This is a genomic window from Rhizobium sp. N324 (genome assembly GCF_001664485.1).
GTDB lineage: Bacteria > Pseudomonadota > Alphaproteobacteria > Rhizobiales > Rhizobiaceae > Rhizobium.
Map to the genome: position 1 here is coordinate 1,418,938 of NZ_CP013630.1, position 19,118 is coordinate 1,438,055.

The window sequence follows — 19,118 nt, forward strand, 5'->3', positions numbered from 1 at the left end:
CTTCGTCATTCCGGCTTTGGCAGTTGGAATGGCGACGCGCTTCACGTATTTGGGCCGATATGCTGTTCTGGATTCTCGTTGCCGTTCTGACGGCAGTCGTCGCTGCCATCCTGCTCTACCCCCTTCTGCGCGGTGCGAAGGCGGCGGAAAACCTCCGTGCGGGTGAGGCGGCGGTCTATCGCGACCAGCTGCGCGAACTTGACCGCGATCTCAACGGCGGGCTTATCACGCCTGAAGAAGCCGACTATGCCAGGGCCGAAATCGGCCGTCGGCTGATCGCCGTTTCCGCCGGCGAGCCGGAAGAGGCGCCGAAGCCCGCGCGGCATCACCGTTTCACCGAGGCCTTCGTGCTGCTCGTGCTGCCGCTTCTCGGGCTCTGTCTTTATCTGACGACGGGCCGGCCGGACTTGCCCGCGCAGCCGCTGGAAGCGCGGCTGGAAAATCCCGGCAACGATGTGGCGGTGCTGATCGCCAAGGCGGAACGGCACCTGGCGCAAAGCCCCGATGACGGTAAGGGCTGGGACGTGCTGGCGCCGATCTATCTCCGCACCATGCGGGTGAACGATGCGCAACTGGCCTACCGCAACGCCATCCGGCTGCTCGGCCCAAGCCCGGCCCGGCTCGACGGCCTTGCCGAGACGCTGATGGCCGTCTCCGACGGTGTGGTGACCGAGGAGACGCGTCAGGTGCTGGAACAGTCGCTGACGCTGGAACCGGACAATCCGCGCGCCCGCTTCTACGTCGCCCTCAGCATGGAGCAGGCGGGACAGTCCGATGAGGCACGCAAGGCCTTCGAGGCGTTGGCGAAACAATCGCCGGCCGATGCGCCCTGGCTGCCGCTGGTCAATGAGCATATCGCCATGAATGGCGGCGCGCCGGCCGGTGCGGCTGCCCCGGGCGCCGGTGCGGCTGCCTCGGGCGCCAATCAGGCTGCCCCGGGCGCCAATCAGGCTGCCCCCGGCAATCCCACGCAGCAGGATGTCGCGGCGGCCGAAAACATGAGCGCCGGCGACCGGCAGCAGATGATCCGCGGCATGGTTGAAAGCCTCGATGCCAAGCTTAGCGCAGAACCGAACAATTTCGAGGGATGGGTGCGGCTCGTCCGCTCTTACGCCGTCTTGAACGACAAGGATCGTGCCGCCGCTGCGCTGAAGCGCGGGCTTGCAGCCTTTCCGCCGCCCGGCGAACAGGGCAGGCAATTGCTGGCGATGGCCAAGGAACTCGGCATATCAACGGAAGGATTGGCTGAATGACCCGCAAGCAGAAGCGCCTGGCGGTGATATCAGGTGGCATGGGCTTCATTGCCGCCGCCGTGCTGCTGGTCATGTTCGCCTTCAGCCAGTCGGTCGCCTATTTCTACATGCCAGCCGATCTGGCCAAGACGCCGGTGGCGCCGGAAACCCGCATCCGGCTCGGCGGCCTCGTCGGCGAAGGCAGCGTCGTGCGCGGCGCCGGCTCGACCGTGGAATTTTCCGTCACCGACGGCAGTGCCAATGCCGTGAAAGTCCAATATACCGGGATCCTCCCCGATCTCTTCCGCGAAGGGCAGGGGGTCGTCACCGAAGGCATGTTTGCGCCGGGCACCAACATCTTTACCGCCGATACCGTGCTCGCCAAGCATGACGAGACCTATATGCCGAAAGACGTGGCCGACAGGCTGAAGCAGCAGGGGCTGTGGAAAGAGGGGCAAGGCGAGGAGGCGAAGGCGACGCAATGATCATCGAGATCGGCCATTACGCGCTGGTGCTGGCGCTGGCAACGGCGCTCATCCTTTCGATCGTGCCGGTCATCGGCGCCCGCCGCCATGACCGGGCGATGATGGATGTGGCGACCGTCGGTTCGCTGGCGATGTTTGCGCTTGTCGCCTTCTCCTTCGGCGTCTTGACCTATGCCCATGTCGTCTCCGACTTCTCGGTCGAGAACGTCTGGGAGAATTCGCATTCGCTGGTGCCGCTGATCTACAAATATTCCGGCGTCTGGGGCAATCACGAGGGATCGATGATGCTCTGGCTGCTGATCCTGACGCTGTTCAGCGCCCTGGTCGCCGTCTTCGGCCGCAACCTGCCGGAGACGCTGAAGGCCAATGTGCTTTCCGTGCAGGCCTGGATTTCGGTTGCCTTCACCCTGTTCATCCTGCTGACCTCCAATCCCTTCCTGCGGCTCGATCCGGCGCCGGCCGAGGGCCGCGATCTCAATCCGGTCCTGCAGGATATCGGTCTGGCGATCCACCCGCCGCTGCTCTATCTCGGTTATGTCGGCTTCTCCGTCTGCTTCTCCTTTGCCGTCGCCGCACTCCTCGAAGGCCGCATCGACGCCGCCTGGGCCCGCTGGGTGCGGCCCTGGACGCTCGCCGCCTGGACCTTCCTGACGCTTGGCATCGCCATGGGCTCCTACTGGGCCTATTACGAACTCGGCTGGGGCGGCTGGTGGTTCTGGGATCCGGTTGAGAACGCCTCCTTCATGCCCTGGCTTGCCGGCACCGCGCTGCTGCATTCGGCCCTCGTCATGGAAAAGCGCGAGGCGCTGAAGATCTGGACGGTGCTGCTGGCCATCCTCACCTTCTCGCTGTCGCTGATGGGCACCTTCCTGGTGCGCTCCGGCGTGCTGACCTCGGTGCATGCCTTTGCCAGCGATCCCTCCCGCGGTGTTTTCATTCTCTGCATCCTGCTGATCTTCATCGGCGGGGCGCTGTCGCTGTTTGCCTTCCGCGCCCCGAAGCTTTCGGCCGGCGGGCCGTTTGCCCCGATTTCGCGCGAGGGCGCGCTCGTCGTCAACAATCTGATCCTGACGGTCGCCTGCGGCACGGTGCTGACCGGCACGCTCTATCCGCTGCTGCTGGAGACGCTGACCGGCGACAAGATCTCCGTCGGGCCGCCCTTCTTCAACCTGACCTTCGGCCTGTTGATGGCGCCGCTGATCGTCATCGTGCCCTTCGGACCGCTGCTGGCCTGGAAACGCGGCGATCTGCTCGGCGTTTTGCAACGGCTCTATCTGGTCGCCGGTCTCGCCTTCCTTGCTGCGGTGATCTTCTTCTATCTCCAGCATGGCGGGCCGGTGCTTTCCGTGCTGGGGCTGGCGGCCGGGCTGTTCCTGGTCTTCGGCGCCATCGCCGATCTCTGGTATCGCGCCGGCATCGGCAAGGTTACGGGCAACCTCGCCTGGCGCCGTCTGACCGGCCTGCCGCGGTCGGCCTTCGGCACCGCGCTTGCCCATGCCGGGCTCGGCATCAGCGTGCTCGGCATCGTCGCGGTGACGACGTTCCAGACCGAGCATGTCATCGAGATGAAGCCCGGCGAGACCACTGACGCCGGCGGCTACAGCCTGCATTTCGACGGCATGCAGCCGGCGAGCGGGCCGAACTACACCGAGGAGCGCGGCCACTTCACCATTCGTCGCGCCGGTGTCGCGGTCGCCGATACCTGGTCGGCCAAACGCCTCTACACCGCCCGCCAGATGCCGACGACGGAGGCCGGCATCCTGACCTTCGGCCTCAGCCAGCTCTACGTCTCATTGGGTGACGCCACCAAGGACGGTGGCATCGTCGTGCGCATCTGGTGGAAGCCGTTCATCCTCTGCATCTGGGGCGGAGCGCTTGTCATGGCCTTCGGCGGCTTCGTCTCCCTCACCGACCGCCGCCTGCGCGTCGGCGCGCCACGGAGGAAGGCGAAGGCGGCAAAGCCGGCAGAGCCTGCCATGGAGCCGGCGGAATGATGCGGCGTCTCCTCCTGGCTTTCGTCTTGATGCTGTTGGCCGCGCCGGCCTTCGCCGTCAACCCGGACGAGGTGCTCGCCGACCCGGCACTGGAAGCGCGCGCTCGCGCCCTTTCGGCGGAACTGCGCTGCATGGTCTGCCAGAACCAGTCGATCGACGATTCCAATGCCGATCTCGCCAAGGATCTGCGCCTGCTGGTGCGCGAGCGCATCACCGACGGTGACAGCGACGAGGCGGTGCTGAACTATATCGTCTCGCGCTACGGCGAATTCGTGCTGCTGAAGCCGCGGTTCAGCATGAAGACGGGCCTGCTGTGGGGCGCCCCGGCGCTGCTGGTGCTCGCCGGCGGCCTGTCGCTGCTCGTCTTTGCCCGCAGGCGCTCAGGCAAGCCGACGGGAAGTAAATTGACCGCGGATGAGCAGTCGAAGTTGAACGATCTTCTGAAAAAGTAGGCGGTCCATCGGCGGCAATCGTCGGCTCCGGCGGATTGGCCGAAGCAAACATTTCAACATTACCAATTTTTCATTGGCCGGACAGTTCGCAGTAAGGTGCGCCATCCTATATCTTGATGCATCGACTGATCCGGCGCTGCCGGGCTGAAGATTTAAGAACAAGAGAAGGTGCTCCAATGCTCAAGAATTTCAACGGACGTCCGTCCCTCGCCACCGTGCTCAAGGCTTCTACCGTTGCCGGTATCGCGGCCGCTGTGCTCGCAACCGGCGTTCCGCTCGAAATCACCCGGTCCTATGCCGAAGCAGTCAAGGTTCAAGCACCTGCTGTCCCGAGCTTTGCCAATGTTGTCGATGCCGTTTCGCCGGCCGTCGTTTCCGTTCGCGTCGAAAATCGCGTCAATCCCGTCTCCGACAATGACGGCCTGTCCTTCGATTTCAACGGCCGCGGTTTTGACGATCTTCCCGACGATCACCCGCTGAAGCGCTTCTTCAAGCAGTTCGGCGGTCAGGAGCCGAATGATCAGCAGGGCCATCAGCGGCGCTTTGGCCAGAACGGCCCCGGCGGCCCGAACGGCCCCGGCGGTAAGGGCCGTCTGCGTCCGGTTGCTCAAGGCTCGGGCTTCTTCATCTCCGAGGACGGCTACATCGTCACCAACAACCACGTCGTGTCCGATGGCCAGGCCTTCGTCGCCGTCATGAATGACGGCACCGAACTCGATGCCAAGCTGATCGGCAGGGATCCGCGCACCGACCTCGCCGTGCTGAAGGTCGACGGCAAGGGCAAGAAGTTCACCTACGTCAACTGGGCCGACGACAACAACGTCCGCGTCGGCGATTGGGTCGTCGCCGTCGGCAATCCCTTCGGTCTCGGCGGCACGGTCACAGCCGGCATCGTCTCGGCCCGCGGCCGCGATATCGGCTCCGGTCCTTATGACGATTACCTGCAGGTGGACGCGGCCGTGAACCGCGGCAACTCCGGTGGCCCGACCTTCAACCTCAGCGGCGAAGTGGTCGGCATCAACACCGCGATCTTCTCGCCGTCGGGCGGCAGCGTCGGCATTGCCTTCGCCATTCCCGCCTCGACGGCCAAGGATGTCGTTGCCGATCTGATGAAGGATGGCCAGGTGTCGCGCGGCTGGCTGGGCGTCCAGATCCAGCCGGTGACCAAGGATATCGCCGAATCCATCGGTCTGTCCGAGCCGAGCGGCGCCCTCGTCGTCGCCCCGCAGGCGGGCTCTCCCGGCGACAAGGCCGGCATGAAGGCCGGCGACGTCGTCACGGCGCTGAACGGTGAAACGATCAAGGATGCGCGCGATCTCAGCCGCCGCATCGGTGCGATGCAGCCGGGCAGCAAGGTCGAGCTTTCGGTCTGGCGTGCCGGCAAGGCGCAGTCTTTGACCGTCGAACTCGGCACGCTGCCGGCCGACCAGAAGGATGCGAACGCCGACGACAACAGTCAGCCGCAGCAGCCCGAGGCGCCGGCGTCTGAAAAGGCGCTCGCCGATCTCGGCCTGACGGTCGGTCCCTCCGATGACGGCAAGGGCCTGGCGATCACCGGCATCGACCCGGACTCCGACGCCGCCGACAAGGGCATCAAGGAAGGCGAGAAGATCACCTCGGTCAACAACCAGGAGGTCACCACCGCCGCCGATGTCGTCAAGGTGCTGAACCAGGCCAAGAAGGATGGCCGCACCCGCGCGCTGTTCCAGATCCAGTCCAGTGAAGGAAGCCGTTTCGTCGCGCTTCCGATCAACGGCCAGGGCTGATCCTTTAAGACGACAGGAGCCGTGCGGGCGAGAGTCCGCGCGGCTTGATTCTTCTGACCTTTGAAGGATGATCGCGATGGGTGCCGCCCCGCAGGAAGATGCTTTGAGCCTTGCCGAAACGCCGCCGGTGGGTAATGTCGGCCGCATGAAGATTCTCATCATCGAAGATGATCTCGAAGCCGCGGTCTACCTCACGAAAGCCTTTCGCGAGGCGGGCATCGTCGCCGATCACGCCAGCGACGGCGAGGCCGGCCTGTTCATGGGGTCGGAAAATACCTACGACGTCATCGTCATCGACCGCATGCTGCCGCGCCGCGACGGCCTCTCCGTCATCAGCGAGCTGCGCCGCAAGGCGATCCATACGCCGGTTCTCATTCTCTCCGCGCTTGGTCAGGTCGACGACCGCGTCACCGGCTTGCGTGCCGGCGGCGACGACTACCTGCCGAAGCCCTATGCCTTCAGCGAGCTGCTGGCGCGTGTCGAGGTGCTCGGCCGCCGCAAGGGCACGCCGGAGCAGGACGTCGTCTATCGCGTCGGCGATCTCGAACTCGACCGGCTCTCCCACGAGGTGCGCCGCGGCGGTAAGGAAATCCCGCTGCAGCCGCGCGAATTCCGCCTGCTCGAATATCTGATGAAGAATGCCGGCCAGGTGGTGACCCGGACTATGCTGCTCGAAAACGTCTGGGACTATCACTTCGACCCGCAGACCAACGTCATCGACGTCCACGTCTCGCGGCTGCGCTCGAAGATCGAGAAGGACTACAGCCAGCCGCTCCTGAAGACCATTCGGGGTGCGGGGTACATGATCAAGGATGAGGGATGAGCCGCTTCAGGGTTCTCTTCAAGTCTACCGCAGTCCGCCTCTCGGCACTCTACATCCTGCTTTTCGCCATCTGCGCCGCAACGCTCGTCTTCTATGTGACGGCGATGTCGGAACGGCTGCTGACCGGCCAGATTCGCGACGCCGTCAAACAGGAGGTGGAGCAGGTGCAGCGCGCCTATGACACCGGCGGCATGAACCTTCTGCTGCGCACGATGGAGCGGCGTGCCCGCCAGCCGGGCGCCAATCTCTACATCATCGCCGGTCCCTCGGGCGATATCCTCGCCGGCAACGTCGCCTCGGTGCAGCCGGGTGTTTTCGAGGAAATCGGCTGGACCTCGGCGCCCTTCGCCTATCAACGCTATACCGACGGCGGTGGTATCGAGCGCCGCCACAAGGCGATCGCCAATATCTTCGTGCTCGACAACGGCTTACGGATCCTGATCGGCCGCGACCTTGGCGACCCCGAGCGGTTTCGTCTGCTGGTGCGCCAGGCGCTGATGGTGGCGCTGGCGATCATGGGGCTCGGCGCGATCATCATCTGGTTCGCCATCGGCCGCAATGCGCTGAAACGCATCGACCGCATGTCGGATGCGAGCAAGAAGATCATGGCTGGCGACCTGTCGCAGCGTCTGCCGGTCGGCGGCTCCGGCGATGAGTTCGACCGGCTGTCGATGTCGTTGAATACCATGCTGGAGCGCATCGAGAAGCTGAATGAAGGTCTGCGGCAGGTCTCCGACAACATCGCCCACGACCTCAAGACGCCGCTGACGCGGCTGCGCAACAAGGCGGCCGACGCCCTCGACATGACCGATGGCGAGACGCGGCGCACCGCGCTCGAAGGCATCATTTCTGAATCGGATCAGCTGATACGCACCTTCAACGCGCTGCTGATGATCTCGCGCGTCGAGGCGGGATCGGTGGCGGCGGAGATGTCGCCGGTCGAGCTTTCGGCGATCGTCTCCGACAGCGCCGAGCTTTACGAACCGGCGGCCGAGGAAGCCGGGCTCGGCCTCAGCGCCAGCGTCGAACCCGGTGTCGAGGTGCAGGGAAATCGCGAGCTGATCGGCCAGGCGATCTTCAACCTGCTGGACAATGCCATCAAATATTCTTCCGATACCGAAGGGGCAGGCACGGTGTCGCTGAAACTTGCCCGCCACCCGGACGGCATCTGCCTTTCGGTGGCCGACCACGGGCCGGGCGTTCCGGCCGAGCGGCGCGACGACGTGGTGAAGCGTTTCGTCCGCCTCGATGAAAGCCGTTCGAAGCCCGGGACGGGGCTCGGTCTTTCGCTGGTGGAAGCCGTCATGGAATTGCACAATGGCCGGCTGGAACTCTCCGATACCGATCCGGACAAGCCCGGACAGCGCGGCCTGACCGTCAGCATGATCTTCCCGGCCAAGGCGGCGTGAACTCTTCTGCCGAATGACCATCGGCTGAATCGCGTCTTGGCGGTTTGGCGCGAAGACCCTAGTTTAATGCCGATCGAAGCAGACGGTTCGCGATTCCCTGTGGCCGTTTTCTTCCGCTTAGCCAGGGAGAGCGCATGCTGACGAAATCGACGCATGGCCTGACGGATGTGGCCGAAGGGCTGCTGCGTCCGCTGAGCCAGACGGAGCTGAAGCTGGCGATGGCCGATCTTCAGGAGGCCGGCAAAAGCGAGCCGTCGGTCGCCGCGATGCTGAAGACGGAAGGCCCGCTGCGCGATTTCATTGCCGCTGCGCTGACGCTGTCGCCCTATCTGCGCGAAATCGCCAATCTCGATCCGGCCATCCTCGCCGGCGCCATCACGCAGCCGCTGGAGCCGCAGATCGAGGCGCTGGTCGCCGAAGCGCGCGGCTGCTGGCGGCCGGAGGGCGAGGGAGCCGCACCGGCGGAATCGGCTGTGATGACGAGGCTGCGGATCATCAAGCGCAAGGTCGCCTTCCTGGTCGCGCTCGCCGATCTCTCGCGCATCTTCGACGGGCGGGCCACGACGGCCTGGCTGAGCGAGCTTGCCGAGGCTTCGGTCGCCGCTGCGATCGACCATCTGCTGCTGGCGGCCCACGAGGGCGGAAAGCTCAGGCTGCGCGATCCGGCGGCCCCGAGCGACGGCTCCGGGCTGATCGTACTGGGCATGGGCAAACTCGGCGCCTGCGAACTCAACTATTCCTCCGATATCGATCTGGTCGTCTTCTTCGATGAGGAGGCCGGCATCGTGCCTGACCCCGATGACGCAATCGAGGTGTTCCCTCGGATGATGCGGCGGCTGGTGCGCATCCTGCAGGAGCGCACGGCCGACGGCTACGTCTTCCGCACCGATTTGAGATTGCGCCCCGATCCCGGCTCGACGCCGCTGGCGATACCGGTCGAGGCGGCGATGATCTATTATGAGGGCAGGGGGCAGAACTGGGAGCGGGCAGCCTTCATCAAGGCGCGCGCCGTCGCCGGCGACCTTGCGGCGGGAAGCGAGTTCCTGCGCGGGCTTTCCCCTTTCGTCTTCCGCAAATATCTCGATTATGCGGCGATCGCCGATATCCATTCGATCAAGCGGCAGATCCATGCGCATAAGGGCCACGGCGCCATTGCCGTCAAAGGCCATAACGTCAAGCTCGGCCGCGGCGGCATCCGCGAGATCGAATTCTTCGTCCAGACCCAGCAGCTGATCGCCGGCGGCCGCATGCCGGCCTTGCGCGGCCGGGCGACGGAGGAAACGCTCGGTGAACTCACCAAGGCGAAATGGATCGATGCCGAGACGCGGGACGAACTGACGGAGGCCTACTGGTTCCTGCGCAATGTCGAGCATCGCATCCAGATGGTGCGCGACGAGCAGACCCACCTGCTGCCGGAGACCGATGGCGACCTGAAGCGCATCGCCTTCATGATGGGCTTTACCGATACGCCGAGCTTCGCCGAGCGGCTGGTCGGCGTGCTGAAGACGGTCGAGCGGCGTTATGCCCATCTGTTCGAGCAGGAAAGCAAGCTTTCCACCGGCACCGGAAACCTCGTCTTCACCGGCCAGGGCGACGATCCCGATACGCTGGAGACGCTGAAGAAGCTCGGTTTCACCCGGCCCTCCGACATCTCCCGCATCATCCGCACCTGGCACTATGGCCGCTACCGCGCGACGCAATCGGTCGAGGCGCGCGAAAGGCTGACGGAACTGGCGCCGGAGCTTTTGCGGGTTTTCGGCGAAAGCAAGCGCGCCGATGAAGCACTGCTGCGCTTCGACAGCTTCATCTCCGGCCTTCCCTCCGGCATCCAGCTGTTCTCGCTGCTCGGCAGCAACCCGGCGCTGCTGTCGCTGATCGTCAACATCATGTCCTCGGCACCCCGCCTTGCCGAGGTGATTGCCGCCAGGCCGCATGTCTTCGACGGCATGCTCGATCCCGGCCTGATGGCCGAACTGCCGACCCGCGATTATCTCGGCGAGCGGCTGAAGGGCTCGCTTGCCCAGGCCCGCCACTATGAGGAGGTGCTCGACCGGCTGCGCATCTTTGCCGCCGAGCAGCGCTTCCTGATCGGCATTCGCCTGTTGACCGGCGCGATCAACGGCGACATGGCCGCACGCGCCTTCACCCATCTCGCCGACCTCATCATCACAGCCGCGCTCGATGCCGTGGTGAGCGAGATGCGGGGGGCACATGGCGACTATCCCGGCGGCCGCATCGCCGTCGCCGGCATGGGCAAGCTCGGCAGCTTCGAGCTGACGGCGGGGTCCGACATCGACCTGATCCTGCTCTATGACTATGACGACGCTGCCGCCGAATCCGATGGGGCAAAACCGCTCGACGCGACGCGTTACTTCACCCGCATTACCCAGAGGCTGATCGCCGCCTTGTCGGCGCCGACCGCCGAAGGTGTGCTTTATGAGGTCGACATGCGGCTGCGCCCCTCCGGCAACAAGGGACCGGTCGCCACCCGCATCAATGCCTTCGGCAAATATCAGCGCGAGGAGGCCTGGACTTGGGAGCACATGGCGCTGAGCCGCGCCCGGCTGATCTCCGGTAATGACAGCCTGATCGCCGAGGCGGAGCATATCGTCCGCGAGGTGCTATCGGCCGACCGCGACATCGCCAAGGTGGCGCATGACGTTGCCGAGATGCGCGAACTGATCGACACGGAAAAGCCGCCGTCGGGCCCATGGGACCTGAAACTGATCCCCGGCGGCGTCATCGATCTCGAATTCATCGCCCAGTATCTGGCGCTGATCGCCCCCACCAAAGGTGTCGGCATTGCCGTCAACGGACTGAGCACCGGCGAGGCCCTGAAGGCGCTCGGCGACCGGCTGATGGCGGCGGCCGATCTCGACATATGCCTCGAGGCTTTCGGCCTATATACCAGCCTGTCGCAGCTGATCCGCCTGTCGATCGACGGCCTCTTCGATCCCGAGGACGCGCCGGCCGGCCTCGTCGAACTTGTCTGCCGCGCCGGCGACTGCCCGGACATCAGGACGCTGGAAGGCGAGCTGAAACGGCTTTCGAAGGCGGTCAGGAAGATTTTCCTGAAGATTGTGAAGGCCTGAGGCGGGATGAACGGTGTCGTGTCTTAGAAATCGTCCGGAATGCGCAGCGAGATCACCGTGCCGACAGCTTCGCGGGAGCGGATTTTCATGCGGCCGCCATGCAGCGCGGTCAGCGAGCGGGAGATTGCCAGCCCGAGGCCGGAGCCGCCCTTGCTCTTGGCATATTGGCTCTGCACCTGTTCGAAGGGCTGGCCGATCTTCGACAGCGCCGAGCGGGGAATGCCGATGCCGGTGTCGGCGATGGTGACGAGGACGGCGCCGTCGATGCGGCGTGTGCGCACCGCGATGCGGCCGCCATTGTCGGTGAACTTCACGGCATTGGAGAGAAGGTTGAGAAGCACCTGTTTCATCGCCCGGCGGTCGGCGGTCAGCGTCAGGCCGGATGAGATGCGCTGATCGATGACGATATTCTTCTCGGCGGCCGGAATGGCGGTGAAGCGCAGGCTTTCCTCGATCAGCGGCACGAGATCGATGCGCTCGCAATGCAGCCTGAGATGGCCGGCCTCGATCTTCGACATATCGAGAATGTCGTTGATGACGTTGAGCAGATGTTTGCCGCTGTCATGGATATCGCGGGCATATTCGTCGTATTTCAGCGAGCCGAGCGGTCCGAACATCTGGTTCTGCAGGATTTCGGAGAAGCCGAGGATGGCGTTCAGCGGCGTGCGCAGTTCGTGCGACATGTTGGCGAGGAATTCCGATTTCGCCTTGTTGGCGGCCTCGGCGCGTTCCTTCTCCGCCTGGTAGTTGGCATTCGCCGTCGAAAGCTCGGATTTCTGGCTCTCCAGCGTCTGGCGCGAGGCCGAGAGATCGCCGATCGTCGCCATCAGCCGGCGTTCGGATTCGCGCAGCCGCTCCTGGTGGCGTTTCATCAGGGTGATGTCAGTTCCGACCGAAACCCTGCCGCCGTCGCGGGTGCGACGCTCGTTGATCTGCAGCCAGCGCTCGTCGGCAAGCTGCACCTCGGTCGTGCGCGAATAGCCGGGGCCGTCGGCATCGGCGATCCGCCGCTCGATGACCGGGCGGGCAGCGGCGGCATTGACGATCGAGCGCTCGGTGCCGGGCACGAGTACGCTGTCCGGCAGGCCGTAAGCCTGCTGGAAATGCGTGTTGCACATCACCAGCCGATCGTTCTTGTCCCAGAGCACAAAAGCCTCGGAGGTGCATTCGATGGCATCTGCCAGGCGTTGATCGGCTTCCGCGTAACGCTGGGCGAGCCGATGCTGTTCGGTCACGTCCATGGCGATGCCGATCAGGTGCACGCGGCCGGAATTGCTGCGGATCACCTGGGCGCGGGCGCGCATCCAGACATAGTGGCCGCCGGCATGGCGCATGCGGAAGATCTGATCCACCTGGCCGGAATGGCCCTTGGCGATGGCGCGGGCGATCTCGTAGAGCCCGCCGTCATCGGGATGCATCAGCCGTGCGGCTTCGCCGAAGCCCATCGTCTTGTCGGAGCCCGGCAGGCCGAGCATGTCGTACATCGAGCGCGACCAGAAGAATTCGCGGTTCTCGAAATCGAAATCCCACAGGCCGCAGCGGCCGCGCGACAGCGCCGTCTCGACGCGCAGATTCGATTCCAGGAAGATGTCGTCGGCGTCGCGGGCGCGCTTCACCTGCGTGTAATAGGCATAGAGGATGACCAGCAGGATCGAGGAGATGCCGGCAAACAACGTGACGTTGAGGGCCAGCTGTTCGCGCCAGAGCCGGCTGATCTCCTCGAGCGAGGTGGCGGCGATGATATAGCCGCCGGCATTGCCCATCAGCGTGATCTCGGCGTAGTGCGGCACGCCGCCGATCGTCGTTTCGATGACGCCGGCGCGATCGCCGAAACGGCGGATCGCCGAGACCTCGGGAAAGAAATCGCCGACATTGCTGCCGACATGCGAAAGCCCGGCGGTCGTCGCGGCAAAGACCTTGCCGCTCGCCTGCACGAGCAGCACGAAGGCGCCGCTGTCGAGCCGGTCCTGCGGCAAGAACCTGGCGAGCCGGGCCTGCGCTTCTGCGATATCGCCGCTCTCGAAAATGTCGGATGTATCGGCAAACACCGCGGAGGCGGTCGCGGCCGAAAGCGCCGTGGCATGGCGGGCAGAGGCTTCCAGGCGGGAGTATTCGCTGACCATGCCGAAGAAATGCGAGGCGGCGACGACAACGAGGAAGGCGACGATCAGCGCCGGAATGGCGCGCTTCAGGAGCAGTTCGGCCTTCGGCAGATGACGCAGAAGCGGTTCCGATGTCGCATGGCCGGAAAGGCTGTCTCGCCAGGCTTTCAGCCCGTCAAAATCGACACGCAGCCGTCCTCCGGCCACGGTTGCCCGCCGCACGTCCATCATCTTTTCGCCTTGTCCCTCGTGTGATTCGCGCGCCGCTCGCTCGAACCTGACCTAGAGAATCATGGGTGATTCGCCTTGTCCAGAGGCAAAGGTAAAAATCCGTTAACTATTTATAATTTCGTGTTTTTCGGGCGATTCGATTTGCTCGGCAACCGGCCGCCGAATTTTTCGCGGCGGCCAGTCGAAGCTAATTACCCTTTAAGCGTGCGCTCGACGATATCGCGCACGTCGGTGGAAAGAGAGCCAGCCTGCTCGATCTCGATCAGCGCGGCGCGGGCGTGATCGGCGCGCGCCGGTTCCAGCGAGCGCCAGGAGCGCATCGAGGTGAGAATGCGGGCGGCAAGCTGCGGGTTGCGCTCGTCGATATCGAGAATCTGACCGGCGAGGAAACGATAGCCTTCGCCGTCGGCGCGGCCGAAGCCGGTCGGATTGGCAAAGGCGAAGGTGCCGACCAGCGACCGCATCCGGTTCGGATTGGTTCGCTTGAACAGCGGATCATTCATCAGCGCGCGGACCCGATCCAGGGTTTTCGCGCCGGGAATGCCGGCCTGGATCGCAAACCATTTGTCGATGACCAGCGCATTCTCGGCAAAGCGCTCGCGGAAGCTCGCCAGCGCCTCGGCCGTCTCCGCGCTGTCGGGGAAACGATGGGCGAGGAGCGTCAGCGCATGGCTGCGATCGGTCATGTTGTTGGCCGCATCGAAGGCGGCCCTAGCGCGGGCCGGCGTCGGCTCGGCATAGGAAAGATAGGTCAGCGCCGTATTGCGCAGCGCCCTGAGGCCGGCGCTTTTGGCGTCCGGGCTGAAATCGCCCGATGTCGTCGTCGCGGCGTAGAGGCCGGCAAAAACATCCTTCCCGGCATCGGCGATCTGCTTGAGAATCGCCTGCCGGCCGGCATGGATGGCATCGGGATCGTTGTTGCCGCCGAGTTCGCGGGCGATGTCGGATTCGCTCGGCAGCGCCAGCGCCTGAGCGCGGAAGGCGGGCTCGAGGCTGTCGTCGGCGGCCGCCGCGATCAGCGTCTCGACGAAGGTCGCCTCGCAGACGACCGGCTTGCCCTCGCGGGCGTCGCGCGCTGCCTTGAGGAGGTTCGGCAGCGCCAGATCGGTCAGGGCCTGCCAGCGGGCGAAGTGATCGGTCTCATGGCGGGCGAGGTGGGCGAGATCGGCCGGGCTCTGATCGAAATGCAGGTTGATCGGCGCCGAGAAGCTGCGGTTGATCGAAACGACCGGCCGCGAGCCGATGCCGTGGAACACCGCCGTCTGCGTGCGACCGGTGAGATGCAGCACCTCGCCGGCATATTCGGCGCCCTCGACCGAAGTCGGCTCGATCTTGCCGCCGTTTTCGCCGAAGAGCGCCAGGCTGAGCGGAATATGCATCGGCTCCTTGCTCGGCTGGCCGGGGGTGGCCGGGATCATCTGTTCGAGCGACAGGGTGAAGGTGGCCGCCGCAGCATCATAGCTGCCCGATGCGGTGACGAGCGGCGTGCCGGCCTGATGGTACCAGAGCGAGAATTGCGTGAGGTCGCGCCCGCTCGCATCCTCGAAGCATTTGACGAAATCCTCGATCGTCACGGCCTGGCCGTCATGGCGCTCGAAATAGAGGTCCATGCCCTGCTTGAAGCCGTCCTTGCCGAGCAGGGTCGCGATCATGCGGGTGACTTCGCTGCCCTTTTCGTAGACCGTCGTCGTGTAGAAATTGTTGATCTCGCGATATGTCGTGGGCCGCACCGGATGAGCGAGCGGACCGCCATCTTCCGGGAACTGCTCCGATTTCAGATGGCGCACCTCGGCGATGCGCTTGACCGGGCGCGAGCGCTGGTCGGACGAGAACTCGTGGTCGCGATAGACCGTCAGGCCTTCCTTGAGGCAGAGCTGGAACCAGTCGCGGCAGGTGATGCGGTTGCCGGTCCAGTTGTGGAAATATTCATGCGCAATGATGGTTTCGATATTGGCGTAGTCGGCGTCGGTCGCCAGTTCCGGATCGGCAAGGACGTATTTGTCATTGAAGACGTTGAGGCCCTTGTTCTCCATCGCGCCCATGTTGAAGTCGGAGACGGCGACGATCATGAAGATGTCGAGATCGTATTCGCGCCCGAACCTCTCTTCGTCCCACTTCATCGAGCGTTTCAGCGCGTCCATGGCATAGGCGGCGCGCGGCTCCTTGCCGTGCTCGACATAGATCTTCAGCACCACCTCGCGGCCGGACATGGTGGTGAATGTGTCTTCGACGACGCCGAGATCGCCGGCGACCAGCGCGAAGAGATAGCTCGGTTTCGGATGCGGGTCGAACCAGGCGGCGAAATGCTTGCCGGGGCCGTAGCCGGCGCCGCCGAGGAAGTTGCCGTTCGACAGGAGCAGCGGATTGGCCTCCTTGTCGGCGATGATGTTGACCGTGAACGGCGCAAGCACGTCGGGCCGGTCGGGGAAATAGGTGATGCGGCGGAAGCCCTCCGCCTCGCATTGCGTGCAGTAGATGCCGCCGGTGCGGTAAAGGCCCATCAGCTGGGTATTGGCCTCGGGATTGATCACCGTGGTGATCGTCAGCTCGAAGGGCGCGCTCTCAGGCAGATCGCGCACCGTCAGGCTTTCCGCTGTTGCCTCATAACGCGAAGGGTCGAGCTCCACCTGGTCGAACAGCAGCCCCGACAGCGTCAGTTCGTCGCCGTCGAGCACGATCGGCGCTGCCGGATCGGCGCCGGGGCGGCGATGAAAGATCAGCCGTGCCTCGACCTTTGTTTCCGTCGGGTCGAGTTCGAAGGTCAGGTCCACGCGTTCCAGCACGAAGTCGGTGGGACGGTAATCTGCCAGATGAATGACCTGGCCGGTATCTGTTCGCATGGTGTTTCCTGAAGACCGTTATTTGACAACCGCGGAATACAGAGGCGGGCGCACTCTGCCATAAATTTGCCGGGCATGATTACATTAAAGTCTGAACTAAAGTTAAAGCAAATTGCCCGCGAACACCAAGTTCACGGGCAAAATATCCTGTTTGGAGCGGATAAGCGCGGCCGCTGCGGAGCGCGGCACTATTTCAGATTGAGCGCCGCCTTGATCGTCGCGTCATTTTCCGTCTGCTGCACGACGACGCCGTACCACCCGAGCCCGTCATAATCCTCGTAGCCGAGCGTGCGCGCGAAGGCGACGAGCGAGCCGTTATTGTCGTAGTAGCTGCCCTTTGCCCGGCCGGAAGGGTTGGCGAGGGCGAAGTGCGAAAACAGCAGAGCGGGATTGGTGGTGGCGATCACCCGGCTCTTGCCGTCGAGCAGCATGACCGTTGTTTTCTCCGCCAGCTGCGGCGGCAGGTTCGCCTCTTTTTCGACGATCGCCTGGCCCTGGTTCTGCCAGTCGAAATAGACGCCGAGCGTGCCGATCAGCCGTCCGCTGAGCTTGCCCTCTTCGCGGATGCCGGTGGCATAGACGAGCGCATGCCTGTTGTCGTGGAGCGGGCTCGCCTTGACCTCGTCGACAATATAGGCGTCGCCGGAGGCGCAGGCCGATGCCGCGCGGAACCACGGATCGCCGGCAAGGCTTGTCCCGGCGAGCTTGCGCTGGAACTTGGGATTGGCGGATGCGATCACCTTGCCCGAGAGATCGGTCATGACGAGATCGAGATAGACGGTGTAGAAGCGGTTGATGGCGCCGAGACGCTCCGCTGCAAAGGCGACGGTTTCCCGATCCGGATTCTCAAGCGCCTGCCAGAGTGCCGGGTCCGTCGCCCACCAGCGCACATCGGCGGTGCGCTCGAAAAGATTGCGGACGATGAGCTGCACCAGCGTCTGCGCCAAATCGGTGAGGCGAACGCCTTCCATCTCCTCGACCAGGCTATCCGCCATGGCGCGGCTGAGGCCGATGCGGCCGAGCACGTTGCTTTCGAACCTGCCGGTGATGTCGGTTGCGATCTGTGCCAGCCGCTGCACCTCATTGGCAACGACCGCAAAGCCCTTTCCGGTCTCGCCGGCTCTTGCCGCTTCGATCAGCGCATTGATGGCGAGCAGCTTGATCTGCTTGACGATATTGGTGTTATCGGCGCTGAAGCGCTCGAGGTCGGTGCTGATGCCGTCGGTGACGACGCGCATCGAGCGCGGTGTCGCATTCTGCGACTGGGCAATGGTTTCGGCGCTAAGCGGCTTCATCAAATGATCCTGGAAGGGGCGGGCAATCGTTTGCAGGGCGAAAAATTTCGAGATCTGTAAAAACGATGCGTGCCTATGGTTTTCAATTGGTTAACGCCGACCGGTCAGAGGTGAACATTTCGGGGTGAAATCGCTGAAGAGAGGAAAAAATCGATGCTTGGGTGGCATTGCCGCTCCGTCCAGCCAGCGGTCGACGGTGATTTTGCGATTCTGCCGCGCTGCTTGCGATTTTTTCGCCAATCCGGATTTTCTTCGCTACGATGGGGAACGTCATCCTTTGCGTTCCCGAGTCGAACGCGTCTTCCCGTTCCCGTTAAGTCGGTACCAAGAGCCAGGATCATGCACGCGGTTCTCAAAAACCCGATGAGAGGCATTGCGCTGAAGGTCTCGTCGGTCGTGGTCTTCCTGGCCATGCAGACCTTCATCAAGCTGGCCGGTTCGGACATCCCGCCGGGTCAAGTGACCTTCTGCAGGTCCTTCTTCGCGCTCTTCCCGATCATGGCCTATCTCGCCTATATCGGGCAGCTGCGCGCCGCCTTCTACACCGCCAATCCGGTCGGCCATCTGAAGCGCGGCACGATCGGCATCATGTCGATGGCGTTCGGTTTCTACGGCCTGCTGCATCTCCCCCTGCCGGAGGCGATTGCGCTCGGCTATGCGCTGCCGCTCGTCGCCGTTATCTTCGCCGCGGTTTTTCTCGGCGAGACCGTGCGCATCTATCGCTGGAGCGCCGTCCTGGTCGGCATCGTCGGCGTCGCCATCGTCTCCTGGCCGAAACTCACGCTGTTCCGCAATGGCGGCATGGAAGCCGAACAGGCCGTCGGCGCGCTCGCAGTGCTGCTATCGGCCGTTCTCGGCGGCATGGCGATGATCCAGGTGCGCCGTCTCGTCGAGGAGGAGAAGACGGCGACGATCGTGCTCTATTTCTCGCTCACCGCTTCGGTCTTCTCGCTGGCCTCCCTGCCGTTCGGCTGGCTCGCCCTCGCATGGCCGTCGGCGCTCTATCTGATCGCGGCCGGCTTTTGCGGCGGCGTTGCGCAGATCCTGCTGACGGAAAGCTACCGCCATGCCGACGTCTCCACCATCGCACCGTTCGAATATACCTCGATCCTGCTCGGCGGCATCGTCGCCTATTTCGTCTTCGGCGACGTGCCGAGCGTGACCATGCTGATCGGCACCCTCATCGTCATCTCCGCCGGCATCTTCATCATCTATCGCGAACATCAGCTTGGTATCGAGCAGCGGGAGGCGCGCAAAGCCACGACGCCGCCGGCCTGACCCCGGCAAGCCGCTGATATGAAAGGCTTTAATGCGAGGATTGCCGCGATTGGAAAATTGCTCGCAAAGAGCGAAAAGAATGGTGAATTCTTGGGATACCGCTCTCTCACGGAATATGT

The 19,118-nt window shown here is 63.9% G+C and carries 13 protein-coding genes; 9 read left to right on the forward strand and 4 right to left on the reverse strand.

Annotated features, from left to right (window positions below; genetic code table 11):
- Positions 1-59: 59 nt before the first annotated feature.
- From ccmI to AMK05_RS06860, 8 genes are all read left to right on the forward strand, one after another.
- The gene (gene ccmI, locus AMK05_RS06825) at positions 60-1,253 is read left to right on the forward strand and encodes a c-type cytochrome biogenesis protein CcmI (RefSeq protein WP_064837737.1); all 1,194 of its coding nucleotides are present in this window, start codon (positions 60-62) and stop codon (positions 1,251-1,253) included.
- Positions 1,250-1,717 (forward strand): cytochrome c maturation protein CcmE, encoded by a 468-nt coding sequence (gene ccmE, locus AMK05_RS06830; RefSeq protein WP_064837739.1) that lies wholly within the window; start codon positions 1,250-1,252, stop codon positions 1,715-1,717. The genes ccmI and ccmE overlap by 4 nt, the downstream gene beginning before the upstream one ends.
- Positions 1,714-3,711, forward strand: coding sequence for a heme lyase CcmF/NrfE family subunit (locus AMK05_RS06835; protein ID WP_064837741.1), 1,998 nt, complete (start codon positions 1,714-1,716; stop codon positions 3,709-3,711). The genes ccmE and AMK05_RS06835 overlap by 4 nt, the downstream gene beginning before the upstream one ends.
- Complete coding sequence (locus AMK05_RS06840) at positions 3,708-4,163, forward strand: cytochrome c-type biogenesis protein (RefSeq protein ID WP_064837743.1); 456 nt, start codon at positions 3,708-3,710, stop codon at positions 4,161-4,163. Before AMK05_RS06835 ends, AMK05_RS06840 begins: the two co-directional genes overlap by 4 nt.
- A 176-nt stretch (positions 4,164-4,339) precedes the next feature.
- On the forward strand, positions 4,340-5,929 hold the full coding sequence (locus tag AMK05_RS06845) for a Do family serine endopeptidase (protein ID WP_064837745.1): 1,590 nt from the start codon (positions 4,340-4,342) through the stop codon (positions 5,927-5,929).
- Between the two features lie 67 nt (positions 5,930-5,996).
- On the forward strand, positions 5,997-6,752 hold the full coding sequence (locus tag AMK05_RS06850) for a response regulator transcription factor (protein ID WP_432431652.1): 756 nt from the start codon (positions 5,997-5,999) through the stop codon (positions 6,750-6,752).
- A complete protein-coding gene (locus tag AMK05_RS06855; RefSeq protein WP_064837750.1) occupies positions 6,749-8,161 on the forward strand; it encodes a sensor histidine kinase in 1,413 nt (470 codons plus the stop codon). The genes AMK05_RS06850 and AMK05_RS06855 overlap by 4 nt, the downstream gene beginning before the upstream one ends.
- A gap of 134 nt (positions 8,162-8,295) precedes the next feature.
- Entirely contained in the window at positions 8,296-11,253 is a 2,958-nt protein-coding gene (locus AMK05_RS06860; RefSeq protein ID WP_064837753.1) for a bifunctional [glutamine synthetase] adenylyltransferase/[glutamine synthetase]-adenylyl-L-tyrosine phosphorylase, read from the forward strand.
- A 23-nt stretch (positions 11,254-11,276) separates the two neighbouring features.
- Here the strand turns inward: AMK05_RS06860 and AMK05_RS06865 are convergent, their stop codons facing one another.
- The 4 genes from AMK05_RS06865 to AMK05_RS35120 form a co-directional block, all read right to left on the reverse strand.
- Entirely contained in the window at positions 11,277-13,586 is a 2,310-nt protein-coding gene (locus AMK05_RS06865; RefSeq protein WP_064837755.1) for a PAS domain-containing sensor histidine kinase, read from the reverse strand.
- Positions 13,587-13,777: 191 nt separating this feature from the next.
- Positions 13,778-16,426, reverse strand: coding sequence for an aminopeptidase N (pepN, locus tag AMK05_RS06870; RefSeq protein WP_064837757.1), 2,649 nt, complete (start codon positions 16,424-16,426; stop codon positions 13,778-13,780).
- Positions 16,427-16,614: 188 nt separating this feature from the next.
- Complete coding sequence (locus tag AMK05_RS36040; protein ID WP_064837759.1) at positions 16,615-17,721, reverse strand: methyl-accepting chemotaxis protein; 1,107 nt, start codon at positions 17,719-17,721, stop codon at positions 16,615-16,617.
- Positions 17,722-17,803: 82 nt separating this feature from the next.
- Entirely contained in the window at positions 17,804-17,995 is a 192-nt protein-coding gene (locus AMK05_RS35120) for a hypothetical protein (RefSeq protein ID WP_190237336.1), read from the reverse strand.
- A gap of 65 nt (positions 17,996-18,060) precedes the next feature.
- Here AMK05_RS35120 and AMK05_RS06880 point away from each other — a divergent pair, with 65 nt between their 5' ends.
- Positions 18,061-18,999 carry a DMT family transporter gene (locus AMK05_RS06880; protein ID WP_064837761.1) on the forward strand — a complete coding sequence of 313 codons (939 nt, stop codon included), beginning with the start codon at positions 18,061-18,063 and terminating at the stop codon, positions 18,997-18,999.
- Positions 19,000-19,118 lie beyond the last annotated feature (119 nt).